Origin of the sequence: Pseudomonas sp. HTZ2 (assembly GCF_033173945.1) — a bacterium.
GTDB classification, from domain to species: Bacteria; Pseudomonadota; Gammaproteobacteria; order Pseudomonadales; family Pseudomonadaceae; genus Aquipseudomonas; species Aquipseudomonas guariconensis.
This window is the reverse complement of the sequence record NZ_CP137332.1, coordinates 501003-527952: the sequence shown is the minus strand read 5'-3', so window position 1 is coordinate 527952 and position 26950 is coordinate 501003. Positions and strand designations below refer to the sequence as shown.

The 26950-nt window shown below is 63.1% G+C and carries 31 protein-coding genes; 11 read left to right on the top strand and 20 right to left on the bottom strand.

Annotated elements, in window-relative coordinates; all coding sequences use genetic code 11:
- Positions 1-2: 2 nt before the first annotated feature.
- Together R6G97_RS02470 and R6G97_RS02465 are read right to left on the bottom strand one after the other, a co-directional pair.
- The gene (locus R6G97_RS02470) at positions 3-587 is read right to left on the bottom strand and encodes a hypothetical protein (RefSeq protein ID WP_102082105.1); all 585 of its coding nucleotides are present in this window, start codon (positions 585-587) and stop codon (positions 3-5) included.
- Positions 553-1293: an SURF1 family protein gene (locus R6G97_RS02465; protein WP_043207683.1), complete on the bottom strand. Its 741-nt coding sequence runs from the start codon at positions 1291-1293 to the stop codon at positions 553-555. Before R6G97_RS02465 ends, R6G97_RS02470 begins: the two co-directional genes overlap by 35 nt.
- 63 nt (positions 1294-1356) lie before the next feature.
- On the opposite strand from R6G97_RS02465, the gene R6G97_RS02460 reads away from it, so the two are divergent.
- The gene (locus tag R6G97_RS02460) at positions 1357-1560 is read left to right on the top strand and encodes a twin transmembrane helix small protein (protein ID WP_043207682.1); all 204 of its coding nucleotides are present in this window, start codon (positions 1357-1359) and stop codon (positions 1558-1560) included.
- A gap of 57 nt (positions 1561-1617) precedes the next feature.
- Here the strand turns inward: R6G97_RS02460 and R6G97_RS02455 are convergent, their stop codons facing one another.
- From R6G97_RS02455 to coxB, 4 genes are read right to left on the bottom strand one after another with little or no spacing between them, the layout of a single operon-like run.
- Positions 1618-2505 carry a cytochrome c oxidase subunit 3 gene (locus tag R6G97_RS02455; RefSeq protein ID WP_043207681.1) on the bottom strand — a complete coding sequence of 296 codons (888 nt, stop codon included), beginning with the start codon at positions 2503-2505 and terminating at the stop codon, positions 1618-1620.
- A gap of 16 nt (positions 2506-2521) precedes the next feature.
- Positions 2522-3088: a cytochrome c oxidase assembly protein gene (locus tag R6G97_RS02450; RefSeq protein ID WP_070575720.1), complete on the bottom strand. Its 567-nt coding sequence runs from the start codon at positions 3086-3088 to the stop codon at positions 2522-2524.
- Positions 3089-3098: 10 nt separating this feature from the next.
- Positions 3099-4688 carry a cytochrome c oxidase subunit I gene (gene ctaD, locus R6G97_RS02445; protein ID WP_043207679.1) on the bottom strand — a complete coding sequence of 530 codons (1590 nt, stop codon included), beginning with the start codon at positions 4686-4688 and terminating at the stop codon, positions 3099-3101.
- A gap of 43 nt (positions 4689-4731) precedes the next feature.
- Entirely contained in the window at positions 4732-5859 is a 1128-nt protein-coding gene (coxB, locus tag R6G97_RS02440; RefSeq protein ID WP_043207676.1) for a cytochrome c oxidase subunit II, read from the bottom strand.
- Between the two features lie 376 nt (positions 5860-6235).
- On the opposite strand from coxB, the gene R6G97_RS02435 reads away from it, so the two are divergent.
- Positions 6236-6877 carry a hypothetical protein gene (locus tag R6G97_RS02435; protein ID WP_043207674.1) on the top strand — a complete coding sequence of 214 codons (642 nt, stop codon included), beginning with the start codon at positions 6236-6238 and terminating at the stop codon, positions 6875-6877.
- Between the two features lie 59 nt (positions 6878-6936).
- Here the strand turns inward: R6G97_RS02435 and R6G97_RS02430 are convergent, their stop codons facing one another.
- The 6 genes from R6G97_RS02430 to prlC all read right to left on the bottom strand — a co-directional run bounded on the left by R6G97_RS02430 (position 6937) and on the right by prlC (position 15260).
- The gene (locus tag R6G97_RS02430) at positions 6937-8472 is read right to left on the bottom strand and encodes a SulP family inorganic anion transporter (RefSeq protein WP_178113798.1); all 1536 of its coding nucleotides are present in this window, start codon (positions 8470-8472) and stop codon (positions 6937-6939) included.
- Positions 8473-8658: 186 nt separating this feature from the next.
- Complete coding sequence (locus R6G97_RS02425) at positions 8659-9378, bottom strand: carbonic anhydrase (protein WP_043207671.1); 720 nt, start codon at positions 9376-9378, stop codon at positions 8659-8661.
- Between the two features lie 283 nt (positions 9379-9661).
- On the bottom strand, positions 9662-10720 hold the full coding sequence (locus R6G97_RS02420; RefSeq protein WP_043207668.1) for a PA0069 family radical SAM protein: 1059 nt from the start codon (positions 10718-10720) through the stop codon (positions 9662-9664).
- Between the two features lie 81 nt (positions 10721-10801).
- Positions 10802-12802, bottom strand: a complete 2001-nt coding sequence (locus R6G97_RS02415; protein WP_317847752.1) for a M3 family metallopeptidase — start codon at positions 12800-12802, stop codon at positions 10802-10804.
- Positions 12803-12930: 128 nt separating this feature from the next.
- A complete protein-coding gene (locus tag R6G97_RS02410) occupies positions 12931-13212 on the bottom strand; it encodes a YheV family putative zinc ribbon protein (RefSeq protein WP_043207663.1) in 282 nt (93 codons plus the stop codon).
- Entirely contained in the window at positions 13209-15260 is a 2052-nt protein-coding gene (gene prlC, locus R6G97_RS02405; protein WP_043207661.1) for an oligopeptidase A, read from the bottom strand. The genes R6G97_RS02410 and prlC overlap by 4 nt, the downstream gene beginning before the upstream one ends.
- Positions 15261-15363: 103 nt before the next feature.
- On the opposite strand from prlC, the gene R6G97_RS02400 reads away from it, so the two are divergent.
- Both R6G97_RS02400 and R6G97_RS02395 read left to right on the top strand, forming a co-directional pair.
- Positions 15364-15912, top strand: coding sequence for a gamma carbonic anhydrase family protein (locus R6G97_RS02400; RefSeq protein WP_043207659.1), 549 nt, complete (start codon positions 15364-15366; stop codon positions 15910-15912).
- 103 nt (positions 15913-16015) lie between these two features.
- Complete coding sequence (locus tag R6G97_RS02395; protein WP_317847751.1) at positions 16016-16666, top strand: HAD family hydrolase; 651 nt, start codon at positions 16016-16018, stop codon at positions 16664-16666.
- Positions 16667-16762: 96 nt separating this feature from the next.
- Here R6G97_RS02395 and R6G97_RS02390 read toward each other — a convergent pair whose 3' ends face one another.
- On the bottom strand, positions 16763-17854 hold the full coding sequence (locus tag R6G97_RS02390; protein ID WP_102082102.1) for an aminopeptidase: 1092 nt from the start codon (positions 17852-17854) through the stop codon (positions 16763-16765).
- A 66-nt stretch (positions 17855-17920) separates the two neighbouring features.
- Between R6G97_RS02390 and R6G97_RS02385 the strand changes: the two genes are divergently transcribed.
- Complete coding sequence (locus R6G97_RS02385; RefSeq protein WP_043207649.1) at positions 17921-18337, top strand: PA0061/PA0062 family lipoprotein; 417 nt, start codon at positions 17921-17923, stop codon at positions 18335-18337.
- A gap of 78 nt (positions 18338-18415) precedes the next feature.
- The gene (locus R6G97_RS02380; RefSeq protein ID WP_043207647.1) at positions 18416-18829 is read left to right on the top strand and encodes a PA0061/PA0062 family lipoprotein; all 414 of its coding nucleotides are present in this window, start codon (positions 18416-18418) and stop codon (positions 18827-18829) included.
- Between the two features lie 20 nt (positions 18830-18849).
- Here R6G97_RS02380 and R6G97_RS02375 read toward each other — a convergent pair whose 3' ends face one another.
- Together R6G97_RS02375 and R6G97_RS02370 are read right to left on the bottom strand one after the other, a co-directional pair.
- A complete protein-coding gene (locus R6G97_RS02375) occupies positions 18850-19083 on the bottom strand; it encodes a DUF1161 domain-containing protein (protein WP_043207645.1) in 234 nt (77 codons plus the stop codon).
- Positions 19084-19153: 70 nt separating this feature from the next.
- Positions 19154-19579 (bottom strand): OsmC family protein, encoded by a 426-nt coding sequence (locus R6G97_RS02370; RefSeq protein ID WP_043207643.1) that lies wholly within the window; start codon positions 19577-19579, stop codon positions 19154-19156.
- 151 nt (positions 19580-19730) lie between these two features.
- Between R6G97_RS02370 and R6G97_RS02365 the strand changes: the two genes are divergently transcribed.
- Entirely contained in the window at positions 19731-20735 is a 1005-nt protein-coding gene (locus tag R6G97_RS02365) for an LLM class flavin-dependent oxidoreductase (protein WP_070575681.1), read from the top strand.
- Positions 20736-20817: 82 nt separating this feature from the next.
- Here the strand turns inward: R6G97_RS02365 and R6G97_RS02360 are convergent, their stop codons facing one another.
- Together R6G97_RS02360 and R6G97_RS02355 are read right to left on the bottom strand one after the other, a co-directional pair.
- Positions 20818-21039 carry a DUF1161 domain-containing protein gene (locus R6G97_RS02360; protein WP_043207638.1) on the bottom strand — a complete coding sequence of 74 codons (222 nt, stop codon included), beginning with the start codon at positions 21037-21039 and terminating at the stop codon, positions 20818-20820.
- A gap of 106 nt (positions 21040-21145) precedes the next feature.
- Complete coding sequence (locus R6G97_RS02355) at positions 21146-21361, bottom strand: dodecin (RefSeq protein ID WP_043207635.1); 216 nt, start codon at positions 21359-21361, stop codon at positions 21146-21148.
- Between the two features lie 153 nt (positions 21362-21514).
- Here R6G97_RS02355 and R6G97_RS02350 point away from each other — a divergent pair, with 153 nt between their 5' ends.
- On the top strand, positions 21515-21838 hold the full coding sequence (locus tag R6G97_RS02350) for a DUF883 family protein (RefSeq protein ID WP_043207633.1): 324 nt from the start codon (positions 21515-21517) through the stop codon (positions 21836-21838).
- Here the strand turns inward: R6G97_RS02350 and R6G97_RS02345 are convergent.
- Positions 21835-22731, bottom strand: coding sequence for a LysR family transcriptional regulator (locus R6G97_RS02345; RefSeq protein ID WP_317847750.1), 897 nt, complete (start codon positions 22729-22731; stop codon positions 21835-21837). The two genes, R6G97_RS02350 and R6G97_RS02345, sit on opposite strands and share 4 nt — an antisense overlap.
- 161 nt (positions 22732-22892) lie before the next feature.
- Between R6G97_RS02345 and trpB the strand changes: the two genes are divergently transcribed.
- Both trpB and trpA read left to right on the top strand, forming a co-directional pair.
- Complete coding sequence (gene trpB / locus R6G97_RS02340; RefSeq protein WP_317847749.1) at positions 22893-24110, top strand: tryptophan synthase subunit beta; 1218 nt, start codon at positions 22893-22895, stop codon at positions 24108-24110.
- Complete coding sequence (gene trpA / locus R6G97_RS02335; protein ID WP_043207627.1) at positions 24107-24916, top strand: tryptophan synthase subunit alpha; 810 nt, start codon at positions 24107-24109, stop codon at positions 24914-24916. Before trpB ends, trpA begins: the two co-directional genes overlap by 4 nt.
- A gap of 84 nt (positions 24917-25000) precedes the next feature.
- On the opposite strand, the gene R6G97_RS02330 is transcribed toward trpA, so the two are convergent.
- Entirely contained in the window at positions 25001-25330 is a 330-nt protein-coding gene (locus tag R6G97_RS02330) for a DOPA 4,5-dioxygenase family protein (protein ID WP_043207625.1), read from the bottom strand.
- A gap of 54 nt (positions 25331-25384) precedes the next feature.
- On the opposite strand from R6G97_RS02330, the gene R6G97_RS02325 reads away from it, so the two are divergent.
- Positions 25385-26002, top strand: coding sequence for an NAD(P)-dependent oxidoreductase (locus R6G97_RS02325; protein ID WP_090344094.1), 618 nt, complete (start codon positions 25385-25387; stop codon positions 26000-26002).
- A gap of 45 nt (positions 26003-26047) precedes the next feature.
- On the opposite strand, the gene R6G97_RS02320 is transcribed toward R6G97_RS02325, so the two are convergent.
- Positions 26048-26947: a choline sulfate utilization transcriptional regulator gene (locus tag R6G97_RS02320; RefSeq protein ID WP_090344097.1), complete on the bottom strand. Its 900-nt coding sequence runs from the start codon at positions 26945-26947 to the stop codon at positions 26048-26050.
- Between the last annotated feature and the right edge of the window lie 3 nt (positions 26948-26950).

Sequence of the window (26950 nt, the reverse complement as noted above, 5' to 3'; positions counted from 1 at the left end):
TCCTAGCCGATGTTGGACAGCTTGAGCAGATGGCGCAGGTCGTCGAGCACCTGTTTACCGTTGACCTTGGCGTCGTAGCGCAGCACCAGGTTGCCGTGGGGATCGACAATCCACAGCTGCGGACCGGGTACATCGACCTTCTGGCCATAACGCTGGGTATCCAGCGGGTAACGTTGCAATTGCGGGTATTCACGCTCGAGCGTGCCCTGGAATTCGCCGGGCAATGGCTGGGCGGCGGCCAGGGCATGGCTGGCGCGGCTTGCATCGCGGCCCAGGCCAATCTGGATCTGCCGGGCCAGATAGACCAGTCGCTGGCAATCCTCGATGCAGGTAGCCGGGGCGCTGACCAGCAATTGCCAGCGTGCCTCTTGGGCATCGATGCCGATATCCGCGCGGCTTTGGCCGTTGCCGATCATCTCGCCGTGGTAGCTGCGCCCCTCTGGCACCCAGAACTGCAGCTTGTACATGCTGGTGGCCAGGATCATTGGGCCCAACACCACCAACAGGATCAGGATCAGCTGCAAACGCCCGCGGCTTCTGGGTTTGCCACGTTCAGGCACGTCCAGTGGACTCGTTACGCCGCCCATGGGGGTTCTCCTTTTTGTCATGCCAGCCGAAGTAGAGGTAAAGCAGCACCAGCGCCGTGGCCAGGGCGAACCACTGCACGGCGTAGCCCAGGTGTTTTTCCGGACCCAAGGCGACCACCGGCCAGTCCAGCCGGTAGCTGGCCGGGCCGTGTTCCAGACGCAGTTCATGGGCAAAACCCTCACGGCCGAGCTGTTGCCACAGTTGGGCAGGGTCGACGGCGGTCAGTAGATGTGGCCACTGGCCGCCGACCGGGTCTGGGTGCAGCTGGAAGGTGGCGCCCGGCGCGACATAGACCCAGGCCTCGAGCGCCAAGGCTTGGGCAGGTGTCTCGAAACGGACCGGCTCGCGACGATCCGGCCAGGGCAGCCAGCCCCGGTTGACCAGCAGCCACAGGCCGCTGGCCTGGTCATGAAACGGTTGCAGCACCTCCACACCCGCCCGGCCGTCGCGAATGCTGTTGTCCAGCAGTAGGCTGTGTTCACCATCGAAGCGGCCATACAGGTGCACGCGACGATAGGCCGGGTTGGCCACCTGTGGCAGTTGGCCGCCGGCCAGGGGCGCCTCGATCCTGCGTTCGGCGAAGGTTGCCAGCAGTGCACGTTTTTCATCGGCACGGCCCAGTTGCCAACAGCCGAGCGCGATCAGGCCCGGCAGCAGCGCGAGCACCACCAAGGTTGGTACCAGGCCTGGGCGAAACGGCTTCACCGTGTCCTCGCCAGGTCGATCGCTATACTTGATTTCATCACCGCATCCCCCCGGAGTTTCGCCATGCTCAAGGCCGCGATTGTCCTGATGCTGTTGGCCACCATTGCCAGCCTGTTCAGCGGGCTGGTGTTCCTGGTCAAGGACGACGAACACTCGACCCGCTTGCTCAAAGCCCTGACCGTGCGAGTCACCCTGGCCACCTTGACAATCGCCCTGGTGGCCTGGGGCCTGATCAGCGGCCAACTGGTCTCCCACGCCCCCTTCTAAGTTTTCACCCGCTCCCATCTGGTCCGTCGGAGTTCTCTAAAGGCAGTTGCCCTCAGTTCAGAGCACGTACACGAAGATGAACAACCCGACCCACACCACATCGACAAAGTGCCAGTACCAGCTCGCCGCCTCGAAACCAAAGTGCTTGTCCGGATCGAAATGCCCGCGTAGCACGCGGCAGAACATCACGATCAGGATCAGCGTGCCCAAGGTCACGTGGGCACCGTGGAAGCCGGTGAGCATGAAGAAGGTCGCGCCGTAGATCCCTGAACCCAGCGTCAAGCCCAGTTCGGTATAGGCCTCGTGGTACTCGAAGGCCTGCAACGCCAGGAACGACAAGCCCAGCAGGATGGTCAGCCCCAGCCACAGCTTGAGCGGCCCACGATGGTTCTTGCGCAGGGCATGGTGGGCGATGGTGATGGTCACGCTGGAGCTCACCAGCAAGATGGTGTTGATCAGCGGCAGGTGCCACGGATCGATGATTTCCTTCGGTGGCGGAAACAGCTTCGGATCCGGTGTATGCAACAACGGCCAGGCGAACTCGAACGTTGGCCACAGCATATGGGCGATGCCCTTGTGTCCCTCGCCGCCGAGCCAGGGGCCGGCCAGAACTCGCACGTAGAACAGCGCGCCGAAGAACGCCAGGAAGAACATCACCTCCGAGAAGATGAACCAGCTCATGCCCCAGCGGAACGAGCGGTCCATCTGCGCGCTATAGAGCCCGGCGTGGCTTTCCTTGACCACCGCACCGAACCAGCCGAACAGCATGTAGGCCAGAAACAGCGCGCCGACGAAGAAGATCAGTGGCCCATGGGACTCGGGGTGACCGGCCTTGAGATCGTTGAACCAGGTCCCCAGGCCGAACACCGTGATGAACATCCCGATGGTCGCGATGATCGGCCACTTGCTCTGCGCCGGGACGTAATAGTGCTCATGACTTGCCATTGCTGTTCTCCTTCCCTTAGCGGGCGCCCTGGACGTCCTGGGCCGCGACATGAGCGACCGGTGGGTGGCGAGCGGTGATGTCGAACAAGGTGTAGGCCAGTGTCAGGTGCTTCACATTGGCCGGCAGGTCGCGATCGACGATGAACCGCACGGGCATCTCGATGCGCTCACCGGGTTGCAGCACCTGCTGGGTGAAGCAGAAGCACTCGGTCTTGTGGAAATACGCCGCGGCCTCGGCCGGGGTGATGCTGGGTATGGCTTGGGCACTCATGGGCCGGTCGGTGGGGTTGCGGGCGATGAAAATCATCTGGTTGACCGCGCCCGGATTGACCTCCAGCTGATCGGCGGTGGAATAGAAGTCCCAGACCATGTCGCTGGCGTTGGTGGACATGAACTGCACCCGCACCGTGCGCGACGGGTCACTCACCTGGCTGCCCTCGTATTGCCCGCCGGTCTTGCCATTGATGCCGAAGGCCTTGCACATCACGTCGTAGATGGGCACCAGGGCAAAACCAAAGGCGAACATCAGCACCGCCAGCATCAAGAGGCGCGTGACCAGGCGTCTGAGCGAAAGGCCGTTCATGCCCGGCGCCTCACTTCACATCCGGTGGTGTCTGGAAGGTGTGGTAAGGCGCCGGCGAAGGCACCGTCCACTCCAGGCCATCGGCGCCATCCCAAGGCTTGGCCGGTGCCGGCGCGCCGCCGCGGATGCACTTGATGACGATGAACAGGAACAGGATCTGCGTGGCACCGAAGGTGAAGGCCCCGATCGACGACACCATGTTGAAGTCGGCGAACTGCAGGTTGTAATCCGGAATACGCCGAGGCATGCCGGCCAGCCCCACGAAGTGCATCGGGAAGAAGGCCAGGTTCATGCCCACGAACGAAAGCCAGAAATGCAGCTTGGCCAGGGTTTCGTCGTACATGTGTCCGGTCCATTTCGGCAGCCAGTAGTAGGCCGAGGCGAAGATGCCGAAGATCGCCCCCGGCACCAGCACGTAGTGGAAGTGGGCCACGACGAAGTAGGTGTCGTGATACTGGAAGTCCGCCGGGGCGATGGCCAGCATCAGCCCGGAGAACCCACCGATGGTGAACAGGATGACGAACGCGATGGCGAACAGCATCGGCGCCTCGAAGGTCAGTGCACCCTGCCACATGGTGCTGACCCAGTTGAACACCTTCACCCCCGTGGGCACGGCGATGAGCATGGTGGCGTACATGAAGAACAGCTCGCCAACCACCGGAATTCCGACCACAAACATGTGGTGGGCCCAAACAATGAACGACAGGAAGGCGATCGCGCCAGTGGCATAGACCATCGAGGTGTAGCCGAACAGCGGCTTGCGCGAAAAGGCCGGAATGATCGAGCTGACCGCACCGAAGGCCGGCAGGATCATGATGTACACCTCAGGATGCCCGAAGAACCAGAACACGTGCTGGAACAACACCGGGTCGCCCCCGCCGGCAGCGCTGAAGAAGCTTGTGCCGAAGTGGATGTCCATCAGCATCATGGTTACCACGCCAGCCAGCACCGGCATCACCGCTATCAGCAGGAAAGCGGTGATCAGCCAGGTCCAGACGAACAGCGGCATCTTCATGAGCGTCATGCCCGGGGCACGCAAGTTGAGGATGGTGGCGATCACGTTGATCGCGCCCATGATCGAGCTGATCCCCATCAGGTGGATGGCGAAGATGAAGAACGTCACGCTGGCCGGCGCGTAGGTGGTGGACAGCGGGGCATAGAAAGTCCAGCCGAAGTTGGGGCCTCCGCCTGGGCTGAACAGGGTCGAGACCAGCAGCAGGAAGGCCGCTGGCAACAGCCAGAAGCTGAAGTTGTTCATCCGCGGCAAGGCCATGTCCGGCGCGCCGATCATCAGCGGAATCATCCAGTTGGCCAGGCCGACGAAGGCCGGCATCACCGCGCCGAACACCATGATCAGGCCGTGCATGGTGGTCATCTGGTTGAAGAACGCCGGTTCCACGATCTGCAGCCCCGGCTGGAACAGCTCCGCGCGGATCACCATGGCAAAGGAGCCACCGAGCAGGAACATGGTAAAGGCGAACCACAGGTACATCGTGCCGATGTCCTTGTGGTTGGTGGTCAGCACCCAGCGCATCAGGCCCTTGGCCGGGCCGTGGGCGTGGTCATGGCCGTGGGCGTGGTCGTCGATCACTGCACTCATGTCCTGTCTCCTGCAATCCATTGATTGCCGCGAGTTACCCGGTTCATTGCGCGTCTGCCTGCTTGAGCGCCAGCACGTCTTTCGGCGTGACCATGTCACCTTTGTTGTTGCCCCAGGCGTTGCGCTCGTAGGTCACCACGGCGGCGATGTCGACTTCCGAAAGTTGCTTGCCGAACGCAGCCATGGCGGTACCGGGACGGCCGTGGAACACAATGTTCAGGTGTTCTTCCTTAGGCCCTGTGGCGACCTTCGAGCCCTTGAGCGCTGGGAACATCGGCGGCAGGCCTTGGCCCTCGGCCTGGTGACAGGACACGCAGGTGGTGTGGTAGACCTTGTCGCCGCGCTCGACCAATTCCTCAAGCGTCCACTCCTTGCTGGTCAGCTCCTTGAGCTTGGCAGCCTCGGCTTTTCGCTCGCCCAGCCAGGCGTCGTAGTCGGCCTTGGACTTGACCTCGACCACCACCGGCATGAAGCCATGGTCCTTGCCGCACAGTTCGGTGCACTGGCCGCGGTAGATGCCGGGTTTCTCGATGCGCGTCCAGGCCTCGTTGACGAAGCCCGGAATGGCGTCACGCTTGACCGCGAAGGCCGGCACCCACCAGGAGTGGATGACGTCGGCGGCAGTCACCAGGAACCGCACCTTGGCCCCGACCGGCAGCACCAGCGGCTGGTCGACTTCCAGCAGGTAATGCTCGTCCTTGGGCGCCTTGTTGTGGATCTGGTCAGTGGGCGTGGCCAAGTTGCTGAAGAACTCTACGTCCTGGCCTAGGTACTTGTAGTGCCACTTCCATTGGTAGCCGGTGACCTGGATGTCGAGGTCCGACTCGCTGGCGTCATAGATGTCGATCAGGGTCTTGGTGGCCGGGATGGCCATGGCCACGAGAATCAGGAAGGGAACGACGGTCCAGAGGATCTCGACCCAGGTGTGCTCGTGGAAATGCGCAGGCTCCTGGCCGGTGGAGCGGCGGTGGATGACCATCGACCAGAACATCGCGCCGAACACCACGATGCCGATGACCACGCAGATCCAGAAAATGGTCATGTGCAGGTCGAACACGGCGTTGGAAACTTCCGTCGCCCCCGGTGCCATGTTCACGGTCCAGGCGGCTTGTGCCTGGCCAAACACCAACCACAACAGGAGGCCCATCCAGACATGTGGATGTCGCATCATTGCGGGTTCCCCTTATCGTTCTTGTTGTCCCGGAGGCGTGGACGACCGTACGGCTAAGGAGGGGATGGCGGCCAAGACTGCCTGGCTTCGACGACCGAGCCCCTGCAAATGGCAGTCGGGCCTCATCAACGAATCACGTTCAACCCGAGTATAGACAGCGACCAATGGCACGCAACGAAGGTCATGAAAACAACTTCACCGATTGACGTAATCGCTTGAAAGGCTTGCAGTTACAGGGATAGAGCAAAATGGTGGCATATTGATATAACCACGCAGGCAGACGTGCCTCGGGGTTATAACAAATGCGTCTTAGGCATTCTGGTAAGCGAGCTAACTTAGTGTCTTCCGTTTGTAACGCCTTGTCCCTGGAGTTGTCATGAACATCGCTGCTGTCCGCGAGCAGATCACCCACGCCCACCAACACGAGGGCCAGACCGGCCAACTGAAACAGCGCCTGGAACAACAACTGCCGCATCTGCATCCATCGATCCAACTGCCTGAGCAGGATGCCCAGGGTACTCTGGCGCGCTTCGTCAGCGCCTACATCGATCAGGTTCCGGAACTGCTGGAGGCCGCCCATGAGGTGGCCCGCGAAGCCGGGATCGAGTCGCAAATCAAGCCGGTGCTGAAAATCGCCGAAGCCTACTTCCTGCAACCGCCCAGCGTCATGCAAGGCCATGTCGGCCTGGATTGCCTGCTGGACGAAGCCTACCTGGCCCATCGCCTGGTCGAAGAGGTCAATGACCTGTACATCCGTCACTTCCAGCAGCCGCTGATCCCGGTGGACACCACCGTGGCCAACCTGATCGCCCATCAGTTGATCGGCGAAACCTTCGCCAACCAGTTGGATGAAGTGGTGCACCACTCGGTGGACGAAATGCTCGACGACGAGAGTTTTGCCGTGGAGTCGGTCGAGACTTACCGGGAGAAACTCTGCAGCCCCGAAACCGGCGCGGCCTGGAAGCGCTGGCCCTGCCTGTCCCGCCAGCTGGGCGTGGAGCTCGGCCAGCCGGTCTGATCCACCTGACGCATGGGCGGGTTTACCCGCGAACGGGCCGCAAAGCGGCCCCTTTTGTGTCAGGCCCCAACACCCGCCGTCGTGCGCAGGCGCCCCTCGATACGCCGCTTGAGCCTGCGCTGCTCGATCACCAAGCGAGACCCCTTGGCCGCATTGCTGCGCCCCCAGTCTTCGAGCAGTTCAAGGCAGGAGTGGTCGATATAGCTCAGGTTGCCCAACGGCACGTGCAGCGTGGTCCCTTGCGGCACGCGCTCCAGCACCTGGGTCAGCGCCGGTACTTTGAGGAACGTCGCCGCGCCGCTCAGGCGCAGCTCCATGTGCCCGGGTTGCGCCAGGGTGACCAGGCCGATCTTCAGCCGCGCCGCCTTGAGCGCCAGCTTGAGCAGGGTCAGGGCAAAGCCCAGCAGCACGCCAGTCAGCAAGTCAGTGAAGATGATCGCCAGCGCCGTCGCGGCATAGGTGAACATCGGCATGCGGCCATAGCGGCCCAGCCCCCGGAATGCCTTGAAGTCCACCAGTTTGATACCGGTGTACACCAGCACACCCGCCAGGCTGGCCACCGGGATCTGCTGCAGCACACTGCTAAGCGCCACCACGAAGGCCAGCAGCCACAGGCCATGGAAAATCGCCGACCAGCGGGTCTGCGCACCGGCCTGGACATTGGCCGAGCTGCGCACGATGACCCCGGTCATCGGCAGCGCACCGAGCACGCCGCACAACATGTTGCCCAGCCCCTGCGCCGACAGTTCCCGATCGAAGTCCGAGCGCTGGCCGCTGTGCATGCGGTCCACCGCAGCGGCGGACAGCAGGGTTTCGGCACTGGCGATGAAGGCCAGTGCGAAGGCCGCGACCAGCAGGGAAGGGTCGGCCAGCTTGAGCAGATCATCCGGGCGCAGCCAGTCGATGGCTTCGGACAAATCCGCCGGCACCTGCACCCGGTTCACCGGCAGGGCCAGCCACAGGCTGACAGCGGTCATCGCCGCGACGCCCAACAGCGCGCCAGGTACAAAGCGCAGGCGCTGCGGCCGCCACCGTTCCCATGCCCACATCAAAGCAATGGTGCCCAGGCCTAGGGCACCGGCCTGCCAGCCATTGCCCGCGCGCTCCAAGGGCAGCGCCGAGGCCAGTGTTGCCGGGAAGCCCAGCAGGTTTTCCACACCCGAGGGCTGTGGCGCGCTGTCGAACATCACGTGCACTTGGGACAGCACGATCAGCACACCGATACCCGCGAGCATCCCATACACCACCGCAGGCGCCGTGACCCGGAACCAGCAGCCCAGGCGCAGGCGTCCTGCCACCAACTGCAACAGCCCCGCCAGCAACAGGATAGGCCCCAGCATGGCCATGCCATGCTGGCGCACCAGCTCGAACACCAGCACCGCCAGGCCTGCCGCCGGCCCACTGACCTGCAGGGGCGAGCCGGCCAAAAAGCCCACTACGATGCCGCCGATGATGCCGGTGATCAGGCCCTTGGCAGGCGGCATGCCAGAAGCGATCGCGATGCCCATGCACAGGGGCAGCGCCACCAGGAAGACCACCACAGAGGCCAACAACTCTCGCGGCAATGCCGCTTTGATCTGTGTCTTGTTCACCATGAAGCTCCTTTCTCAAGTTTGGCGGCCACTCCAAGGCCGCAGGCACGGGGAACCCTGACACGCGCGCAGGCGCGGGCCGCCAGCAAGCCGGCAGGTCAGTCAGGGAAATTCAAGGCAGCCGACAGCCAGGCCACACCCCGCAGGGGTGCGACCGGCTATCAAGAACAACGCAGGTGTTCGGGTCGCTTAGTAGCGGCCTCTCGGTGTAGCGCAGGGGATTGGCTCACCGGCAGTGAGCGGCAGGAAGCTGTCGGAAGCGGCGTCGTAGGCTTCGATCTGGCTGGTCTCGATGTCGTAGACCCAGCCATGGATGAACAGCTGGCCGGCTGCCAGGCGCGAGGCGACCGAAGGATGGGTGCGCAGGTGATGCAACTGGGCGATGACGTTTTCCTTGGTCAGCACCTGCATGCTTTCGTGCTCGCTGCCGCAGGAGCAGTTGTCCTCGACCACGGTACGGGCCACTTCGGCATGCCGCAGCCAGGCCTTGACCGTGGGCATCTTCTCCAGCGAGTTGGGGTTGAGCACCGCACGCATGGCGCCGCAGTCGGAATGACCACAGACAATGATGTGGTGCACGCCCAGGGCCATCACGGCGTATTCGATGGCGGTGGAAACACCACCGTTCATTTGACCATAAGGCGGAACGACGTTGCCGACGTTACGGGTCACGAACAGATCGCCCGGCGAGCTTTGAGTGATCAGCTCCGGAACGATGCGTGAGTCGGCACAAGTGATGAACATCGCGCGTGGCTTCTGCGCGGTGGCGAGCTTCTTGAACAGCTCTTGCTGCTCGGGGAAGACATCATGGTGAAAACGCAGGAAGCCGTCGACGATATGCTTCAGGGCAGCATCGGCGCTTTCGGCAGGTGCAGCCGGGACGACCTTGTTTGGGTCCTTGACGGGCATGATTCATCCTCTTGGCGGTTGTAGGTAAGGTCCATTTTACCGGGGAAAGATTCTGGCTATGCAGGGCGTTAGATGACACGCACAGGCGATAAATCACAATCTCTTGTCGACTTACGCTACGGGAGAAAACTTAACCGAAACTGAATTCGGAGGCTCTAGAACGGGCGTTCTAGCTTCATGAGGCGGGACGTCGATAGTAGCAAAAAAATATCAATCGCCACTACTCCTGAATAAAAATCTCAGCTTGCATGAGCCAGGCTGAGGATGGCCATGGGACCGCACCTCAAAACAACGCCATCTGCCCACCCGGTGGGCAAAAGGCCGTGCAATCGAGCGCCTGCGCCTCGCGCCCCTCGAACCCCAGCCGCTTTGCCGCCTTGCGAAACCGCTGCGCCAGTAATTCAGCGAACACCCCCTCGCCACGCATGCGCGTCCCGAACCGGCTGTCGTACAGCTCGCCCCCGCGGCTCTGGCGAATCAGGCTCAATACGTGGGCGGCACGTTGCGGGTAGTGATCCTGCAGCCACTGCTCGAACAACGGCGCCACCTCCAACGGCAGGCGCAACATCATGTAGGCCGCGCTCTGGGCGCCGGCATCCTTCGCCGCCTCCAGCAGATGTTCCAGCTCGCTGTCGTTGACCATGGGAATCATCGGCGAGCACAGCACCCCCACCGGCACCCCGGCCTCACGCAGGACGCGGATCGCCCGCAGACGTGCCTTGGGCGCCGCCGCTCTCGGCTCGAGGATGCGCTTGAGCGTGTCGTCGAGCGTGGTAAGGCTGATCATCACCCGCGCCAGGCGCTGGCTGGCCAGCTCGGCCAGCAGGTCAAGGTCACGCAGCACCAATGCTCCCTTGGTGACGATGGTCACCGGATGGCGATAGCGCAGCAGCACCTGAAGCAGCCGCCGGGTCAATTGCTGCTCCCGTTCGATGGGTTGATAGGGGTCGGTGTTCGAACCCAGGTTGATGGGGGCGCAGACATAGCCTGGCTTGCTCAGCTGTTGCTCGAGCACCTCGGCGGCGTTGGTCTTGGCGATCAGCTTGGTCTCGAAATCCAGGCCAGGGGAGAGGTCCCAGTAGGCATGGCTGGGTCGGGCGTAGCAGTAAATGCAGCCATGCTCGCAACCCCGGTAGGGGTTGATCGAGCGGTCGAAGGGCAGATCGGGCGAGGTGTTGCGGGTGATGATGGTCTTGGCGGTCTCGATGCGGATCTCGGTGCCTTGGGTCGCCGGCACGTCCTGGTACCAGCCATCGTCTTCCACAGTCGAATGGCTGGGAGAAAAACGATTGAGTGGATTGTGGGTCGTGCCTCGACCTTTTTGCGGCGCTGGGGAATACATCGCAGGCTCCAAATCACTGTATCCATGTACAGTACATCTGGATGATCATCCGTTCTAGCGCCTTACGTCAGCCAGTGCGCCTCATTCGAGACCGTACCAGTCCAACAGTGCCTCGATCTGCATAGGTCGTCCCAGAAACTCCTCGCATCCTTCGGGCATCGGCTTGGCATTGGCCCAGTTGGCGAATGCCGCCCGGAAGCGCTTACCCGCCCTGTTGTCGAACAACCCCCATTTTTCGAAGTGGGTGAATACGTCGATGGCATGTGCTTCGCCCCAGACGTAGCTGTAATAACCCGCCTCGTAACCGGCCACCAGATAGTCGAACGCGTGCGCCGGCTTCTCGAAGCTCGCCAGAGGCCAGCAGCCGCAACGTTCGCGGCATTCAGACAGGCGCTGCTGGATGGACTTGCCGTCGCCGGGCGAGCTGTGCAGCTCCAGATCGAACAGCGCCATGCTCACGTCGAAGGCGCACTTCTCCAACTGCGCCTCGCGCAGGTTGGCCAGGGCCGCCTGAGCCTGCGCCAGCGTGAGCGGCTCACCGGTCAGGTAATGGCTGGAGATGTCCGCCAGGTACTGCGCGTTCCACAGCCAACGCTCAAGAAATTTGCCGAAGAACTCCTGGCTATCCGAGCCTGCCCGGTTTGGATCGGACAGCAAATGGTTGGTGGCGGGCATCAGCAGGATGTGCAGCCCGTGGCCGAACTCGTGGAACAGTTTGCGCAGGGCCAGATGATCGAGCAGGGCTGGCTCGCCCCCCAAGCCTGGCTCGCCGTCGCTGACCACCATTACCGAAGCGCCATGCGTCCGGCCCTGTTCGTCCCGACGCCGATGGCGCACGGCAATAGTGTGAGCTCCGTCTTGCTTGCCTGGGTGCATCAGGACATCCAGATACAGCATGCCGACTTCCACGCCTTCCTGGTGCACGGTGAAGCTGCGCACGCTGGGATGCCACGCCGAGACAGAGCAGGGCGCAAGCGTCAGGTCGAAGACCCGCTCGGCCAGATCGACCAAGGCGTGCACCACCTTGTCCAGCGTGAAGTAGCCGCGCAGCGCTTCATTGCTCATGGCCTGCTTGCGGGCTCGCAGGTACCGGACGTCCCATGGTTGGACTGCATCCAAATCATGCTGCGCAGCCAGGCCCTGAAGCGCGGTGCGCGCTTTGAGCATGGCGGGCCGCAGCTTCTGCGCCAGCGTCTGGAGCAACTGATGAACAGGCTCGACGCTGCCTGCGGCCTTGCCCTGCAAGATCAGCTGCGCGTAGCTGGTGTTTCCGATCAGTTGCCCTTTCTGCTCCCGCAGAAGCGCCAGCTGCTGCAGGCGGTTGCCATTGTCTTGCTGTTCATCCGAATGAACACCCCGGGAGTGGTAGGCCGTATAGACAGCCTCGCGCAGACGCCGATCATCGGCGAATTCGAGAATGGCCTTGGCGTTGCGTTCATTGCAGAGAATCTGCCAGCCCTCCAGGCCGGCATCCTTGGCTTGCCGGGCCATCAGGTCGCGCAAGCGCTGGGGCACCCCTTGCAGGCGCGCCTCATCCTCGATCTGAATACTCGATCGTTCACTCGTTTCATCGGGCGTCTGATAGAAGCCCCCGATCTGTTCGTTAATGTCATCTTCCAGCTGCGCCAACGTGGCGTTTTGCTGCGCATCCAGATGTACACCGGCCAAGCGGTACTCCAGAAGGATCCTGCGCAGCGTGGCCTTTTCATAGACATCCAGGCTGGACTCATCCGTGGCCAGGCGTTGATAGAGGGCGTGCAGGGGCTTGTTTCTGCGGTTTTCCATGAACAGGCGCTGCGCTCGACGATAGCCTTCGCCAAACGCGGTATGCCAGGCCTCACCTTTGTTGGCCAGGGGCAGGGTCGCAAAGACGGTCGCCTGCAGATCGGCTATGACGTTGTCCATCGCCAACACCAACCCATCCCAGCTGGGCTGTTTTTGCTGACCTTCCAGCACTTGCGACAGACCGGTTTCATAGGCTCCGGCCACGGTGTCGAGGGCCGACTTAACATGCTCGAGCGTCACGCTGTCGTAATCGATGGGCGCACGATTGTCGTTCAGTAGGGGATTGCGGGCTTGCATGGGAGGTTCCTGCTCGGTTGATGATCAACGCGAGCATGGAACGCAAGGCCCTGCGCAGGTGGCTGCATAACTACCACCTGCCTGGGCAGGCACGCACCACCGGGCCTTGGCCCAGCGGTGCGACGGCCTCATTCGGCCGGTTTCTTCAGCTTAGGATTGGGGAAGAACTGCACGGTCTGCACCTTGGCCGGCGCGGCCTTGGGCGCCAAGTGGTTGACCCGGGTGCCCAGCTCGGTCGGCACCGACAGGCCCTGCTCGTTCAGGGTGTCGGTGAAACCGCAGGCTACGCACTCGCGGTGCGGCACACCGTCTTCATTCCACATCATCAGCTTGTCGGGCTCGCTGCACGCCGGGCAGACCGCCCCGGCGATGAAGCGCTTCTTGGTTTTGCTCACAGGAACCTCGCTCATGCCGCCGCATCCTCGGTCAGGCCACTATGGCGCAGCAGCGCATCGATGGAGGGCTCGCGGCCACGGAAGTCGACGAACAGCACCATCGGCTCGCGGGAGCCGCCACGGGCCAGGATTGCTTCGCGGAAGGCACGGCCGGTCTCGGCATTGAACACGCCTTCTTCCTCGAAGCGCGAGAAGGCATCCGCCGAAAGCACTTCTGCCCACTTGTAGCTGTAATAACCGGCCGCGTAACCACCCGCGAAGATGTGGGCGAAGCTGTTCGGGAAGCGGTTGTACGCCGGCGGGCGCATCACCGACACCTCGTCGCGCACACCTTCGAGCACCTGCAGCACGCTGCGCCCATCGCCATGGTTGGCGTGCAGTTCGAAGTCGAACAGCGAAAACTCCAGCTGACGCACCATCATCATGCCCGACTGGAAGTTCTTGGCCGCCAGCATCTTGTCCAGCAGGTCCTGAGGCAGAGGCTCGCCGGTCTCGTAGTGGCCGGAGATCAGCGCCAGGCCTTCAGGCTCCCAGCACCAGTTCTCCATGAACTGGCTCGGCAGCTCCACGGCATCCCAGGCCACACCATTGATGCCGGAGACGCCCGCATGCTCGATGCGGGTGAGCAGGTGGTGCAGGCCATGGCCGAACTCATGGAACAGGGTGGTGACTTCGTCGTGGGTCAACAGCGCCGGCTTGCCAGGCGCGGCCGGGGTAAAGTTGCACACCAGGTTCGCCACCGGGCTCTGCAGGCTGCCGGCGGCAGTACGGCGACGGTCGCGAGCGCCGTCCATCCAGGCACCGCCACGCTTGTTGGCGCGGGCGTACAGGTCGAAGAAGAAGCGGCCCACGTGCTGGCCGTTTTCCTTGATCTCGAACAGGCGTACGTCCGGATGCCAGGTGTCGAAGCCCTTGAGCTCGGCAATCTCGATGCCGTACAGGCGCTGCACGATGGTGAACAGGCCCGAAAGCACCCTGTCGATCGGGAAGTAGGCGCGCAGGGCCTCCTGGGAGACGCTGTAGCGCTGCTCGCGCAGCTTCTCGCCGTAATAGCCGGCGTCCCAGCTCGAAAGCTCCGGGCAGCCCTGCTCGGCGGCGTAGGCCTTGAGCTGCTCCAGATCCTGAGCGGCGAACGGTTTGCTGCGTTTGGCCAGATCGCGCAGGAAGCTCAGCACCTGGTCGCTGGACTCGGCCATCTTGGTGGCCAGGCTCAGCTCGGCATAGTTCTTGTAGCCCAGAAGCTCAGCGAGCTCCTGGCGCAGGTCGAGGATTTCGCTCATCACCGGGCCATTGTCGAACTGGCCGGCGTTCGGGCCTTGATCGGAGGCGCGGGTGCAGTAGGCGGCGTAGAGTTCTTCGCGCAAGGCGCGGTCATTGGCGTAGGTCATCACCGCGTAGTAGCTGGGGAACTCCAGGGTGATCAACCAACCGTCCAGGCCCTTGGCCTGGGCAGCGGCGGCCATCTGCGCCTTGGCCGAGTCGGTCAGGCCGGCGAGCTGCGCTTCGTCGGTGACGTGTTTGGTCCAGGCCTGGGTGGCGTCCAGCAATTGGTTGGAGAAGCGGCTGCCCAGCTCGCTCAGGCGGCTTTGCACCTCGGCGTAGCGCTGCTGCTTGTCGGCCGGCAGGTCGATACCCGACAGACGGAAGTCCCGCAGGGCGTGGTCGATGATGGTCTTCTGCGCCACATCAAAGCCCGCGGCTTCGGGGCTCTTGGCCAGGGCTTCATAGGCTTCGAACAGGGCGCGGTTCTGCCCCAGCTCGGTGGAATAGGCGCTCAGCGCAGGCAAGCAGGACTCGTAGGCCTCACGCAGTTCCTTGCTGTTGCACACCGCATTGAGGTGGCTGACCGGGCTCCAGGCGGCGCCCAGGCGGTCGTTAAGCTCGTCCATCGCCAGCACCAGGCCGGCCCAGGTCGGGTTCTGGCCTTGCTGTTCAAGGATCTGGGCAATGGCTTTTCGGTTATCGGCCAGGATCTGCTCGATCGCCGGCAGCACGTGTTCGGCACGGATCGCCGAGAAGGGCGGCAGATCGTAGGACTGCAGAAGCGGGTTGTTCGCACTCACGGTTTAGATACCTTGGCAGGAGGAAACACGGGACCATCTTAATTACAATCGACGCCGACCGCAGCAGGCAGCCCGCCTATCGGCATTCAAGAGGGGCGCTATCATGGCCATCCGACGCTTTGCACAACACACTCCGAAAGTTGGACCCAGGGTTTTCATCGATCGTTCGGCGGTGGTGCTGGGCGACGTGGAGATCGGCGAGGACAGCTCGGTCTGGCCGCTGACCGTCATTCGCGGCGACATGCACCGCATCCGCATCGGCGCACGCACCAGCGTGCAGGACGCCAGCGTGCTGCACATTACCCACGCCGGCCCCTTCAACCCTGACGGTTTTCCACTGCTGATCGGCGACGATGTGACGATCGGTCACAAAGTGATGCTGCATGGCTGTACCCTTGGCAACCGCATCCTGGTCGGCATGGGCTGCACGATCATGGATGGCGCGGTGGTAGAGGACGAAGTGATCATCGGTGCTGGCAGCCTGGTCCCCCCCGGCAAACGCCTGGAGAGCGGCTACCTGTACGTCGGCAGCCCGGCCAAGCAAGCCCGCCCGCTGACCGACAAGGAACGGGCGTTCTTTACCTACAGCGCCGCCAATTACGTCAAGCTCAAGGACCAGCACCTGGCCGAAGGCTACGACCGGCCCGAATGACCGTCTTCGCGACTAACCGCGCCACAAGCCCTACGACTGACCTTGTGGGAGCGGGTCTACCCGCGAACAACGCCACGCAGCATTCAAGTGGAACCCTTTGTACATGCACCAGCAGAACATTCTCTTCGACCTCGACGGCACCCTGACCGACCCACGCCTGGGCATCACCCGTTCGATCCAGTACGCCCTGGCCAAGCTGGGCATCGACGAGCCGGACCGGACCCGCCTCGAACACTTCATCGGCCCACCTTTACTGCAAGCCTTCATGCAGTTCTATGGCTTCGACGAAGCCAAAGCCTGGGAGGCGGTGAACTTCTATCGTGAGCGCTTCCGTGTCACGGGCCTGTACGAGAACCTGGTGTTCGACGGCGTGCCAGAACTGCTCGAAACCCTCAACAGCCAAGGCCGCACGCTTTACATCGCCACCTCCAAGCCCTGGGAGTTCGCCCGGGAGATCGCCCGGCACTTTGCCTTCGACCACCACTTCAAGGTGATCTACGGCAGCGAACTGGATGGCACCCGCACCAACAAGGTCGAGCTGATTCGCCACCTGCTGGACGAAGAAGGGCTGGACCCGGCCCAGACGCTGATGATCGGGGACCGCAAGCACGACCTGATCGGTGCGCGCAGCAACGGCTTGCAGGCGGTGGCGGTGGGGTATGGCTTCGGCAGCCGTGAAGAGCTCACAGCCGAAGCGCCGGCATTTCATTTCGAGACACTGGCGCAGATGCACCAGGCATTCGTCGGTCATTAAGTGCAGGGGGCGGCTGCTGTTGCAGCCCGTTCGCAGGCTCCTACAGGGCAGCGGTGACCCTTGTAGAAGCCTGCAAAGGGCGCAAGCCGGCCCCACTCACCGGCTTGCAGCCAATCGCGCCAACCGCGTCTTGCGCTCTTCGAGCGGCAACCGCCCCAGCGCCTCGACCTGCCGGTAGAACCGGCTCCAGTCTCCGCCCGCTTGCCTAAACAACGCCGCAAACGCCGGCACCCACTGGTCATACAGCCCGAACGGCAACAGCTTGGCGTTGTTCATCGGCCCATACATCCAGGCGTCATAGCGTTTGTCCCCTTGCCACTGCTCATCGCGCACCTGCCGATAGGCCTGGCGCAGCCGTGCGAACTCCGCCTGCTTGGCCGCCCGCTTGGCTGGCTCGTTGCGTGGGCTTGCGTAGATCGCCTCGAGCCGCGCTCGACTGTCCAGCACCAGTTGGATGAACTGCTCGCGCTGGCGCAGCGAATCCTCCCGAATCGCTGCAAGCCCACGGGCTGCGCGCCATTGCCGCGATCCTTCCTGCTCGACGAACGAGGCAAAAGACTCGTTGAACTCTGTGTCGTCCTGCACATAGAAACGCTGGTGCGCCAGCTCGTGGAAGATCACCGCGGCCAGACGCTCGTCGCCCCAGCCGACCATCGAGGAGAGAATCGGATCGTCGAACCAGCCCAGGGTCGAATACGCTTCGACGCCCCCCACATAGGTGTCCAGTCCTTGCTGGCGCATCAGTGCCGCCGCCCCCCGGGCCGCGCCTTGTCGGTAGTAGCCGCGGTAGGCGACACAACCGGCGATCGGGAAGCAATGGGTCACCGGCTGCAACGAAAGCTCCGGCGTGGCGAACACGTTCCAGACCACATAGGGTCGGCCCAGATCGGCGTAGACGCGGTAACTGCGGTTGTCCGGCAGTTTCAGGTGCTCGCTGGCGAACGACCGGGCCAGCTCGGCCTGCGCCAGTCGCTGGCGCAAGGGAGCAGGAGTGGTGGGGTCATCAAGCAGGCGCTGCACCGGCTGGCGTGCGCGCAGCAACTGCCATTGCCCTTCGGCCAGTTGTCCGTAATAGCCAAGGCTGCTGCAACCGTTCAGCAGGAGGGCTGCAAGGACGGGAACCAAACGGGTGAAAACGCGGTCGAGAGGCCCAGGGCTTGAGCGCTGTAAAAGAAAAAGTCGGAACATCAAGGCTGTCTATCTCGCTCACGGCCAGTGCGGTCCAAGACTATCTCGCCAGGGGGGCGTTTCGCCATGCGTTCAATGATTGTCATCGCCGGCACGCTCGTGCTGCTGTCCGGATGCTCCACGTTGCCGGCGCCAGACCCTAATCAGGCCTGGGTCGATCTCGCGCCTTTCGACAACACGTCACTGCACGCAGTGCAGGTGGACGAACGCGACTGGGCCGACACCCGTTATTTCGAAGTCCAGCCTGGCAACCATGAGCTCACTGTGCGCTACCAGTTCGCCGTGGAGCCGAGCAACATCGGCCCGGTCGACGAACCCTTGTGGCGTGACTGTCAGCTCAATCTGACCTTCAAGGATTTCAGTGCCGGCCAGCGTTACCAACTGCAAGCCGGCAGCATCGGTTTCCGCCCCTGGATCAAGCTGTACGACCAGCAGCGAAAACTCGTCAGCCAAGGCTTGCCAGCAGGCTGCCAGCGCACCTGAAAGACCACGACTTTCGCGACAGTGCGGGCCTGTCGGCGCTATGCTTATAGCTTGTGAATCGCAAGCGGGAGTTTCGCCATGCGCCAGCCCATGATGCTGATCGCCCTCAGTGCGCTGGGGGCCTGCGCCAGCCCCTTGCCGCCCGTCGACCCCAAGCAGGCCTGGGTCGATCTCTACACCATCACCCCCGGCAGGACCATCATGGCCGACCGCCTGGACGGCAAACGGCTCGATGATGGCCGCTACTTCCAGGTCACACCTGGCAGGCACGAGTTGGTGGTGCGCTTCGACTACGAGGTGTACGCAGGCGGCTTCTCGACCGATCCAACCGAACGCACCTGCTACCTGACCGTGCGCTACGACGACTTCAAGGCCGGTGAACGCTATCGTCTGGAAGCCCGAGCGCCGGTAATGCAGCCGCAGGTGCTGCTGTACGATGCCAAACGCACGGTGGTGGTGGACGAGCCCAGCAACGTTTTCTGCATTCCGTGACCCGCAAGCGCGGGCCCTTTCTACCGATCGTTTTTCTGGTAGATGATTTTCTTGGTCCCGCCATCACAGCTGCCGACGATCATGTTCTGGTCGCGGACCTCGCTATTGGGCACGATTTCCAAAGTGTAGGACGTCACGCCCGCGGCCTGGATCTTCGCTTCGATTTCGGCCTTGAGTTCTTCGCACGGCTTGGGCGCGGCCAGGGCGGTCGTGGCCAGCAGGGAAACCAGCACGGCGGTTGCAACGCGGATCATGGGACGGCTCCTGAAGAGGCAGACCAGCTGCCAACGCTGGTTAGACTACAGGAAACCGCCCCTGTTGCGCCTAGGCAACCAACCTCGCGTCCAGGCTGATCGTGGCGTTCAGTACCTTCGATACCGGACAGCCGGCCTTGGCCTTGTTGGCGATTTCCTGAAACTGCGCCTCGCTGGCGCCAGGAACCTTGGCCTTGAGGATCAGGTGCACGGCGGTGATGGCGAAACCGTCCGGCTGCTTGTCCAGGCTCACTTCGGCAATGGTGTCGATGCGTTCTGCGGTCAAGCCGGCCTCGCCCAGCATCATCGACAGGGCCATCGAGAAACACCCCGCATGCGCCGCACCAATCAGCTCCTCCGGGTTGGTCCCGGGCGAGCCTTCGAAGCGGGTGTTGAAGCCATAGGGATTCTGCTTGAGCGCCCCACTCTCGGTGGACAGCGAGCCCTTGCCGTCCTTGAGCCCGCCTTGCCAGATCGCCGATGCTGTCTTTTTCATGCTGCCTCCTGGTCATAGGATGAGTACCTATGGGTTCTGAGGACGGCACCCTATGCAAGTTCAGAACAATCCGACGCTCAACATTGAAACCCCGGAAACTGCCCATACAGAGTCTTCAAGGCCCCTTGGCCAAATTTCAGCGGAGGCTCCAATGACGCACCTGCGTGACCTGAAGATTTCTACCCTCGACCTGGTACCGGTGCGCGCCGACGGCGGCCCGGCCCAGTCCCTGCGCAACTCGCTGGATCTGGCGCAGCACGTCGAACGCTGGGGCTACAACCGCTTCTGGGTGGCCGAACACCACAACATGGATGGCATCGCAAGCTCCGCCACGGCGGTGCTGATCGGCTACTTGGCCGGCGGTACCTCGAGCATCCGCATCGGCTCTGGCGGCGTGATGCTGCCCAACCACGCGCCACTGGTCATCGCCGAGCAGTTCGGCACCTTGGCCAGCCTGTATCCCGGCCGTATCGACCTGGGCCTTGGCCGTGCGCCAGGCTCCGACCAGATGACCGCCCGCGCACTGCGCCGCGAACGCTCCGGCAGCGCCGATGATTTCCCGGATGATGTCGAAGAGCTATCGCGCTATCTGGGCCCTCGCACGCCGGACCAGAAGGTCATCGCCGTGCCCGGCCATGACACCGACGTGCCGATCTGGCTGTTGGGCTCCAGTCTGTTCAGCGCCCAGCTGGCCGGCATGCGCGGGCTGCCCTACGCCTTCGCCTCGCACTTCGCCCCACGCTACATGCATGAGGCGATCCGCATCTACCGCGACCACTTCAAGCCCTCGACCGTGCTCGACAAGCCCTACGTGATGCTGGGCGTGCCGATGGTCGTGGCCGACACCGATGAACAGGCCGAGTATCTGGCCACCTCCGTGTACCAGCGCATCCTCGCGCTGATCCGTGGCCAAAGCCTGATGCAGCGACCACCGGTGCCGAGCATGGACGGCTTGTGGCTGCCCCACGAACGCGATGCGGTGGGCAGTTTCCTGGGCTTGGCGATGATCGGCAGCCCGCAGAAGGTGCGGGCCAAGGTGGAAGTGCTGTTGGAGCAGACCGGTGCCGATGAGCTGATCTTCACCTGCGACCTGTATGAGCATGCGGATCGGTTGCGCTCTTACGAGCTGCTGGCCCAGGCGCTCAAGACCGAGTAGTGCTTTTCGCGGGTGAACCCGCTTCCACAGGCCTCAACGCAGAGCACGTGGTAGCGGGTTCACCCGCGAAGCGTTCATTCACTCAACCCCGTCGATAGACGATTTCCTTGGTACCGCCTTCGCAGGTACCGACCACTTTGCCCGCCGGCTCGCCCTTGTTCACGATCTCCAGCGTGTAGTCTTTCACGCCCTTGGCATCCAGCTTCGCCGCAATCTCGGCCTTGAGCTCTTCGCACGGCTTCCCAGCCGCAAATGCCCCGCCTGCCAGCGCCATCAAACCCACCGCCAGAATCAGTTTCTTCATCGATCGCTTTCCTTGTTCAGATCAAAAAAGGACAGGGTGCCATTATCGAAATGGCACCCTGCAACCTTTACCCCATCTGGCCGGGCGAAGCCAGCCTGGGCCTGTTTCAGCTGTTGGCGATGCGGAAACCGACCTTCAGCGTGACCTGGAAGTGCGCGACCTGGTTATCGCGGATATGGCCACGGGTATCGACGACTTCGAACCACTCCAAATGCTTGATGCTCTTGCCGGCTTCAGCCAGGGCATTGTTGATCGCGTCCTCGATGCTGGTGGGCGAGGACCCGACCAGCTCGATCTTCTTGTAGGTGCGATGATCGGACATGAGCGCTCTCCTTGTTGGCGTGTGAGATTTGAGCCTAGCAGCGCAGGCCCGCTTTACCTGCGAACTTGCATGGCAAACGAAAGTTCGATCGCACTTTCGCTTCGCTGCACAGTCGCAACCCTTACAACCCAACCCACGCGAAGGAGAGTCATCATGGCCTACAACTCGCTGCGTAAAGCGTCGCTGGAAAGCATGGAGGCGGAGATCGAAAGCCTGCTCAAGACCCTCGAACACCTCAAGCACGACGCCTCGGAAGAGTCGCAGAAATCCATGAAAGCGATCCGCAGCAACGCCGAGAACGCGCTCAGGCAGTCGCGAACACTGATGGGCGAAGCCTACGAAGAAGTCAAAGCCCGCACCCGCCAGACCGGCATCGCCACCCGCGATTACGCCCAGGAACATCCCTGGACCACCGCAGGCGTCGCCATCGGTGCCCTCGGCCTGCTGGCCGCCTGGCTGATGTGCAAGCGCAACTAAGTCGTTTGAAGGTCCAGCTCGTTGCGCAGCCACTGCGCCAACTGCTCGGCGCGCCCGTCCGCGGCGCGTCGCGGCACCCATAGCGCCAAGGCTGCGCGGGTAGGCGAGAAGCCCCAAGGTGCGCTCAGCCGCCCGGCCCGTAGGTCATCCGCCACCAGCGGTTGCGGAGCGATGGCCACCCCCAGACCGGCCACTGCGGCCTCCAGCAGGTAATACAAATGCTCGAAGGCTTGGCCGAACCTCAACGCGGCCGGGTCAAGCCCTTGCTGCTCGGCCCAGGTCGGCCAGGCCTGTGGGCGCGAGGTGGTATCCAGTAGGGCTTCTTCGAGCAACGCCTTGGCCGGCGCGCTGCGCAAGCGCTCGAAACCCGCGAAATGCGGGCTCACCACCGGCCCGATGCGCTCCTGGGCCAACACATGAACCTGCATGTCCGCAGGCCACGGCGGCTCGGCATACACCAGCAAGGCATCCAGTCCGGGGCGCCGGGGGTCCAGGTCGCCTTCACCGGCGGACAAATGCAGCCGCAGCTCCGGCAAGTCAGCCTTAAGCCGTCCCAAACGCGGGATGAACCAGCGCGCCAGCAGACTGCCAGAACACCCCAGCACGAACGGCGCCTCGCTGACATCACGGCTGAGCTCCGCGCAGACCGTGCGCAGCCGATCGAAGGCATCGAAGCTCGCATCGCGCAGGCGTGACCCGGAATCTGTGAGTTTGATGCCGCGCCCATCCTTGACGAACAAGGCCACACCCAGATGCTCCTCGAGTACCTTTATCTGTCGGCTGACGGCGCCGTGGGTCACGTGTAGCTGCTCGGCAGCCTGGCTGACGCTGTTGAGCCGGGCAGTGGCCTCGAAGGCCCGCAAGGCATTGAGAGGGGGGAGATCCTGGCGCATTTTATATGTGAGATTTTCTGACAAGTTATCGCAATCTTATCGGTTTTCAGCCAGCCATGTCGTGGTTAGAGTAGGCCCATCGACGAGAAAGGCCTGTTCGCGGGTTCAGCTGCGCACAGGCCCACACGATTTCACTGATCACATCGCCTATGGAGCGCCCCATGACCCAGACCCAATACCGCGCCGGCCCCGACGCCAACGGCCTGTTCGGCTCGTTCGGCGGCCGCTACGTGGCCGAAACCCTGGTGCCGCTGGTCCTGGACCTGGCCCGCGAATACGAAGCGGCCAAGGCCGATCCGAAGTTCCTCGAGGAACTGGCCTACTTCCAGCGCGACTACATCGGCCGTCCCAACCCGCTGTACTTCGCTGAGCGCCTGACCGAACACTGCGGCGGCGCGAAAATCTTCTTCAAGCGTGAAGAACTCAACCACACCGGCGCGCACAAGGTGAACAACTGCATTGGCCAAGTGCTGCTGGCCAAACGCATGGGCAAGAAACGCCTGATCGCCGAGACCGGCGCCGGCATGCACGGCGTCGCCACCGCCACCGTGGCCGCACGCTTCGGCCTGCCCTGCGTGATCTACATGGGCGCCACCGACATCGAGCGCCAGCAAGCCAACGTGTTCCGCATGAAGCTGCTGGGCGCCGAGATCGTCCCGGTCACCGCCGGCACCGGCACCCTCAAGGACGCCATGAACGAGGCCCTGCGCGACTGGGTCACCAACGTCGACGACACCTTCTACCTGATCGGCACCGTGGCAGGTCCTCACCCGTACCCGGCGATGGTCCGCGATTTCCAATCGATCATCGGCAAGGAAACCCGCGCCCAGTTGCATGAGAAGGAAGGCCGCCTGCCTGATAGCCTGATTGCGTGCGTCGGCGGTGGCTCCAACGCCATGGGCCTGTTCCACGACTTCCTCGATGATGCCAGCGTGCAAATCATCGGCGTCGAAGCCGGTGGCCACGGCGTGAACACCGACAAGCACGCCGCCAGCCTCAACGGCGGCGTCCCGGGCGTGCTGCATGGCAACCGCACGTACCTGCTGCAGGACGCGGATGGCCAGATCACCGATGCCCACTCGATCTCCGCCGGCCTGGACTACCCGGGGATCGGCCCTGAACACGCCTACCTGCACGAAGTGAAACGTGTCGAGTACGTCAGCATCACCGACGATGAAGCCCTCGACGCCTTCCACACCTGCTGCCGCCTGGAAGGCATCATTCCGGCCCTGGAGAGCTCCCATGCTCTGGCCGAAGCGATCAAGCGCGCACCGAACCTGCCCAAGGACCACCTGATGGTCGTGTGCCTGTCCGGACGTGGCGACAAGGACATGCAAACCGTGATGAACCATATGGCCGCCCAGGAGAAACAGCCATGAGCCGTCTTGAACACCGCTTCGCCGAGCTGAAGGCCCAAGGCCGCTCTGCGCTGGTCACCTTCATCACTGCCGGCGACCCTGGCTATGACGCTTCCCTGGCCATCCTCAAGGGCCTGCCCGAAGCAGGCGCCGACGTGATCGAGCTGGGCATGCCGTTCACCGACCCGATGGCCGATGGCGTGGCCATCCAGCTGGCGACCTTGCGCGCCCTGGATGCCGGTCAGACCCTGGCGAAAACCTTGCAGATGGTCCGCGAGTTCCGCGTCGGCAACCAGACCACGCCAATCGTGCTGATGGGCTACTACAACCCGATCCATCGCTTTGGCGTGGAGCGCTTCGTGGCAGAGGCCAAGGACGCCGGCGTCGATGGCCTGATCATCGTCGACCTGCCGCCTGAGCACGACGCCGAGCTGGCCACCCCGGCCCAGGCCGCAGGCATCGACTTCATCCGCCTGACCACCCCGACCACCGATGACGCCCGCCTGCCGCGGGTGCTGGAGCGCAGCTCCGGGTTCGTCTACTACGTCTCGGTGGCCGGCGTGACCGGTGCGGGCTCGGCCACCACCGAGCACGTGCAGCAGGCCATCGCTCGCCTGCGCCGCCACACCGACCTGCCCATCAGCGTGGGTTTCGGCATCCGCACACCGGAGCAGGCAGCGGCGATCGCCAAGCTGTCCGAAGGCGTGGTGGTCGGTTCGGCGCTGGTCGACAAGATCGCCCAAGCCAAGAGTGCCGACCAGGCAGTGGCTGATGTGCTGAGCCTGTGCTCGGCACTGGCTGAAGGCGTACGCGGCGCCCGCCTGTAACCTAGCGAGCGCAGCGCCAGCCCCGCGGGAGTCACCGCTCGCGGGGGCTGGCGATAGCCTGCGATGGGCCGCAAAGCGGCCCTTTCATTCGAATATCGACAAGTCCAGTGGCCGCACGGCCCCCATCCAGATCGCATGATCCCGGTGATCCGCCAGCTCATCCCCCGTCAGCGGATGCAGGAACACCACCAACCCCTTGCGATACAGCGCCAACCACGGCAACACCACGCCCACCACTTCCGGCCCGAAGGCCAGCTGGCAGCTCCAGTCCGGATGCGGCCCGACCGGCTTCTGGTGCATGCGCCCCATAGTCACGGGAAACAGCCGCGCCGCTTCCTCGCACAGCGCCCGGGCCTGCTCCATCGTCGCTGCGTCGTAATACACGTGGGCGTGATAACCCTTGATCCTTTGCACGATTACTCCCAAATGAGGTCAAAGGATCACTGGCCAGCGAAGGGGAGCGATCCTGTGAAAAATGCCGAGACTCCAGTGTTCAAACTGGTTCTGTTCGGTGCCGAAAGCAGCCTGGGCAGTGCATTGATCGTCGAGCTGCTGTCGCGCCAGCACGAGGTCACCGCGGTGGTCGATGACCTTAACCGTCACGCACCGCGTCCTGGGCTGCACTTCAAGCGAGGCGCGCTAGGTGACAAGCACCAGGCCGAACAGAGCGTGGCCGGAGGCTCGGCGGTGATCGCCTTGCTTTCAGCGCTGGCGCCAGACGATCTGCCTGCGCAACGGCAAATGGCCGAAGCCCTGGTGGCAGGCCTTTCGCGTACGACTATACGCCGGCTGTTGCTGGTGGGCGATTTCGATGTGCTGGACAAGCCGGCCGGGCACAGCGAAGCGCAACGGGCGTGCGCAGACCAGATCGTCGATCAACTACAACGCAGCGCGCTGCGCTGGACGCTGATCAACGCCCCTGAAGAGATGCCAGGCCTGGGCATCGAGCATTTCCGCAACCTCGATGGAACCCTGGAGCCCGGACTGGCCGGGCCTTTGCAGCGATTGGCGCGGATTGCGGCAGGGATGGTCGATGCCCTCGAGTTGAATCTGCATCAGGGCGAGCACGTGAACTTCGTGCTCTAGAACGCGGGGCTGCCTGCGCTGGGCCGCAAAGCAGCGCCCGTGGCATCACAGCCCTCGCTCCTGCTCCAGCCAATCCACGAACCGCTGGATCAACGCCCCACGCCGCTTGCGCGGCGGCAATACCACGTAATACCCGCGCGTCGAGCGCAAACTGCCTTCGAGCGGCCGGCACAATAGCCCTTGGTCCACCAGCCCATCCACCAAATGTCGCCAACCGATCGCCACACCTTGGCCGGCAATCGCCGCCTGGATCAACAGCGTGTAATTGTCGAAACGCATCTGCCCAGGCGGGGGTGGACTGTGCAGACCGAACCCTCGAAAGACCCCCGTCCAATCGAACCAGCGACTGGCCTGTTCACCGCGCAGATGAAGCAGGGGTAATCGTTGCAAAGCCTCGGCTGACGCGGGTTTGCCACGCATCAGGTTGGGGCTGCAGACAGGGAAGACCTCTTCGTCGAACAGCCAGCGGCTCTCGCCCTGGTGAAAACGGCCATCGCCAAACAGCACCGCCACGTCGATGTCCGGACGCAGCATGGCCTGACTACGCTCACCGGTCACCAGGCTGACGTCCACCTGTGGATAAGCCTCATGGAAGCGCGGCAACCGTGGCATCAGCCAAAAGGCCGCAAAGGCGAAGTCGGTGGCCACCTGCAACACTTCGCGCTGGCCGCGCCCACTGGCCTGGGCGATGCCGTCGTCCATCGCCAGCAACGCTTGGTGAATCTGCTCGAACAGCGCCTGGCCGGTCTCGGTCAACTCAATTCCCCGGTAGATCCGGTCGAACAGGCGCGTGCCCAACTGGGCCTCAAGGCGCTTGACCTGCTGGCTCACCGCCGGCTGCGTAGTGCCCAACTCCAATGCCGCAGCGGTAAAGCCTCGCAACCGGGCGGCAGCCTCGAAGACCCGCAAGGTATCCAGAGAAACGTCAGCGAGGTGCTCAAACATAAG

Bases quoted from the DNA above. Each gene is read 5' to 3' on its own strand.
- R6G97_RS02470 (WP_102082105.1), bottom strand. From the start codon at position 587: ATGGGCGGCGTAACGAGTCCACTGGACGTGCCTGAACGTGGCAAACCC.
- R6G97_RS02460 (WP_043207682.1), top strand. From the start codon at position 1,357: ATGCTCAAGGCCGCGATTGTCCTGATGCTGTTGGCCACCATTGCCAGC.
- R6G97_RS02455 (WP_043207681.1), bottom strand. From the start codon at position 2,505: ATGGCAAGTCATGAGCACTATTACGTCCCGGCGCAGAGCAAGTGGCCG.
- R6G97_RS02450 (WP_070575720.1), bottom strand. From the start codon at position 3,088: ATGAACGGCCTTTCGCTCAGACGCCTGGTCACGCGCCTCTTGATGCTG.
- ctaD (WP_043207679.1), bottom strand. From the start codon at position 4,688: ATGAGTGCAGTGATCGACGACCACGCCCACGGCCATGACCACGCCCAC.
- coxB (WP_043207676.1), bottom strand. From the start codon at position 5,859: ATGATGCGACATCCACATGTCTGGATGGGCCTCCTGTTGTGGTTGGTG.
- R6G97_RS02435 (WP_043207674.1), top strand. From the start codon at position 6,236: ATGAACATCGCTGCTGTCCGCGAGCAGATCACCCACGCCCACCAACAC.
- R6G97_RS02430 (WP_178113798.1), bottom strand. From the start codon at position 8,472: ATGGTGAACAAGACACAGATCAAAGCGGCATTGCCGCGAGAGTTGTTG.
- R6G97_RS02425 (WP_043207671.1), bottom strand. From the start codon at position 9,378: ATGCCCGTCAAGGACCCAAACAAGGTCGTCCCGGCTGCACCTGCCGAA.
- R6G97_RS02420 (WP_043207668.1), bottom strand. From the start codon at position 10,720: ATGTATTCCCCAGCGCCGCAAAAAGGTCGAGGCACGACCCACAATCCA.
- R6G97_RS02415 (WP_317847752.1), bottom strand. From the start codon at position 12,802: ATGCAAGCCCGCAATCCCCTACTGAACGACAATCGTGCGCCCATCGAT.
- R6G97_RS02410 (WP_043207663.1), bottom strand. From the start codon at position 13,212: ATGAGCGAGGTTCCTGTGAGCAAAACCAAGAAGCGCTTCATCGCCGGG.
- R6G97_RS02400 (WP_043207659.1), top strand. From the start codon at position 15,364: ATGGCCATCCGACGCTTTGCACAACACACTCCGAAAGTTGGACCCAGG.
- R6G97_RS02395 (WP_317847751.1), top strand. From the start codon at position 16,016: ATGCACCAGCAGAACATTCTCTTCGACCTCGACGGCACCCTGACCGAC.
- R6G97_RS02390 (WP_102082102.1), bottom strand. From the start codon at position 17,854: ATGTTCCGACTTTTTCTTTTACAGCGCTCAAGCCCTGGGCCTCTCGAC.
- R6G97_RS02385 (WP_043207649.1), top strand. From the start codon at position 17,921: ATGCGTTCAATGATTGTCATCGCCGGCACGCTCGTGCTGCTGTCCGGA.
- R6G97_RS02380 (WP_043207647.1), top strand. From the start codon at position 18,416: ATGCGCCAGCCCATGATGCTGATCGCCCTCAGTGCGCTGGGGGCCTGC.
- R6G97_RS02375 (WP_043207645.1), bottom strand. From the start codon at position 19,083: ATGATCCGCGTTGCAACCGCCGTGCTGGTTTCCCTGCTGGCCACGACC.
- R6G97_RS02370 (WP_043207643.1), bottom strand. From the start codon at position 19,579: ATGAAAAAGACAGCATCGGCGATCTGGCAAGGCGGGCTCAAGGACGGC.
- R6G97_RS02365 (WP_070575681.1), top strand. From the start codon at position 19,731: ATGACGCACCTGCGTGACCTGAAGATTTCTACCCTCGACCTGGTACCG.
- R6G97_RS02360 (WP_043207638.1), bottom strand. From the start codon at position 21,039: ATGAAGAAACTGATTCTGGCGGTGGGTTTGATGGCGCTGGCAGGCGGG.
- R6G97_RS02355 (WP_043207635.1), bottom strand. From the start codon at position 21,361: ATGTCCGATCATCGCACCTACAAGAAGATCGAGCTGGTCGGGTCCTCG.
- R6G97_RS02350 (WP_043207633.1), top strand. From the start codon at position 21,515: ATGGCCTACAACTCGCTGCGTAAAGCGTCGCTGGAAAGCATGGAGGCG.
- R6G97_RS02345 (WP_317847750.1), bottom strand. From the start codon at position 22,731: ATGCGCCAGGATCTCCCCCCTCTCAATGCCTTGCGGGCCTTCGAGGCC.
- trpB (WP_317847749.1), top strand. From the start codon at position 22,893: ATGACCCAGACCCAATACCGCGCCGGCCCCGACGCCAACGGCCTGTTC.
- trpA (WP_043207627.1), top strand. From the start codon at position 24,107: ATGAGCCGTCTTGAACACCGCTTCGCCGAGCTGAAGGCCCAAGGCCGC.
- R6G97_RS02320 (WP_090344097.1), bottom strand. From the start codon at position 26,947: ATGTTTGAGCACCTCGCTGACGTTTCTCTGGATACCTTGCGGGTCTTC.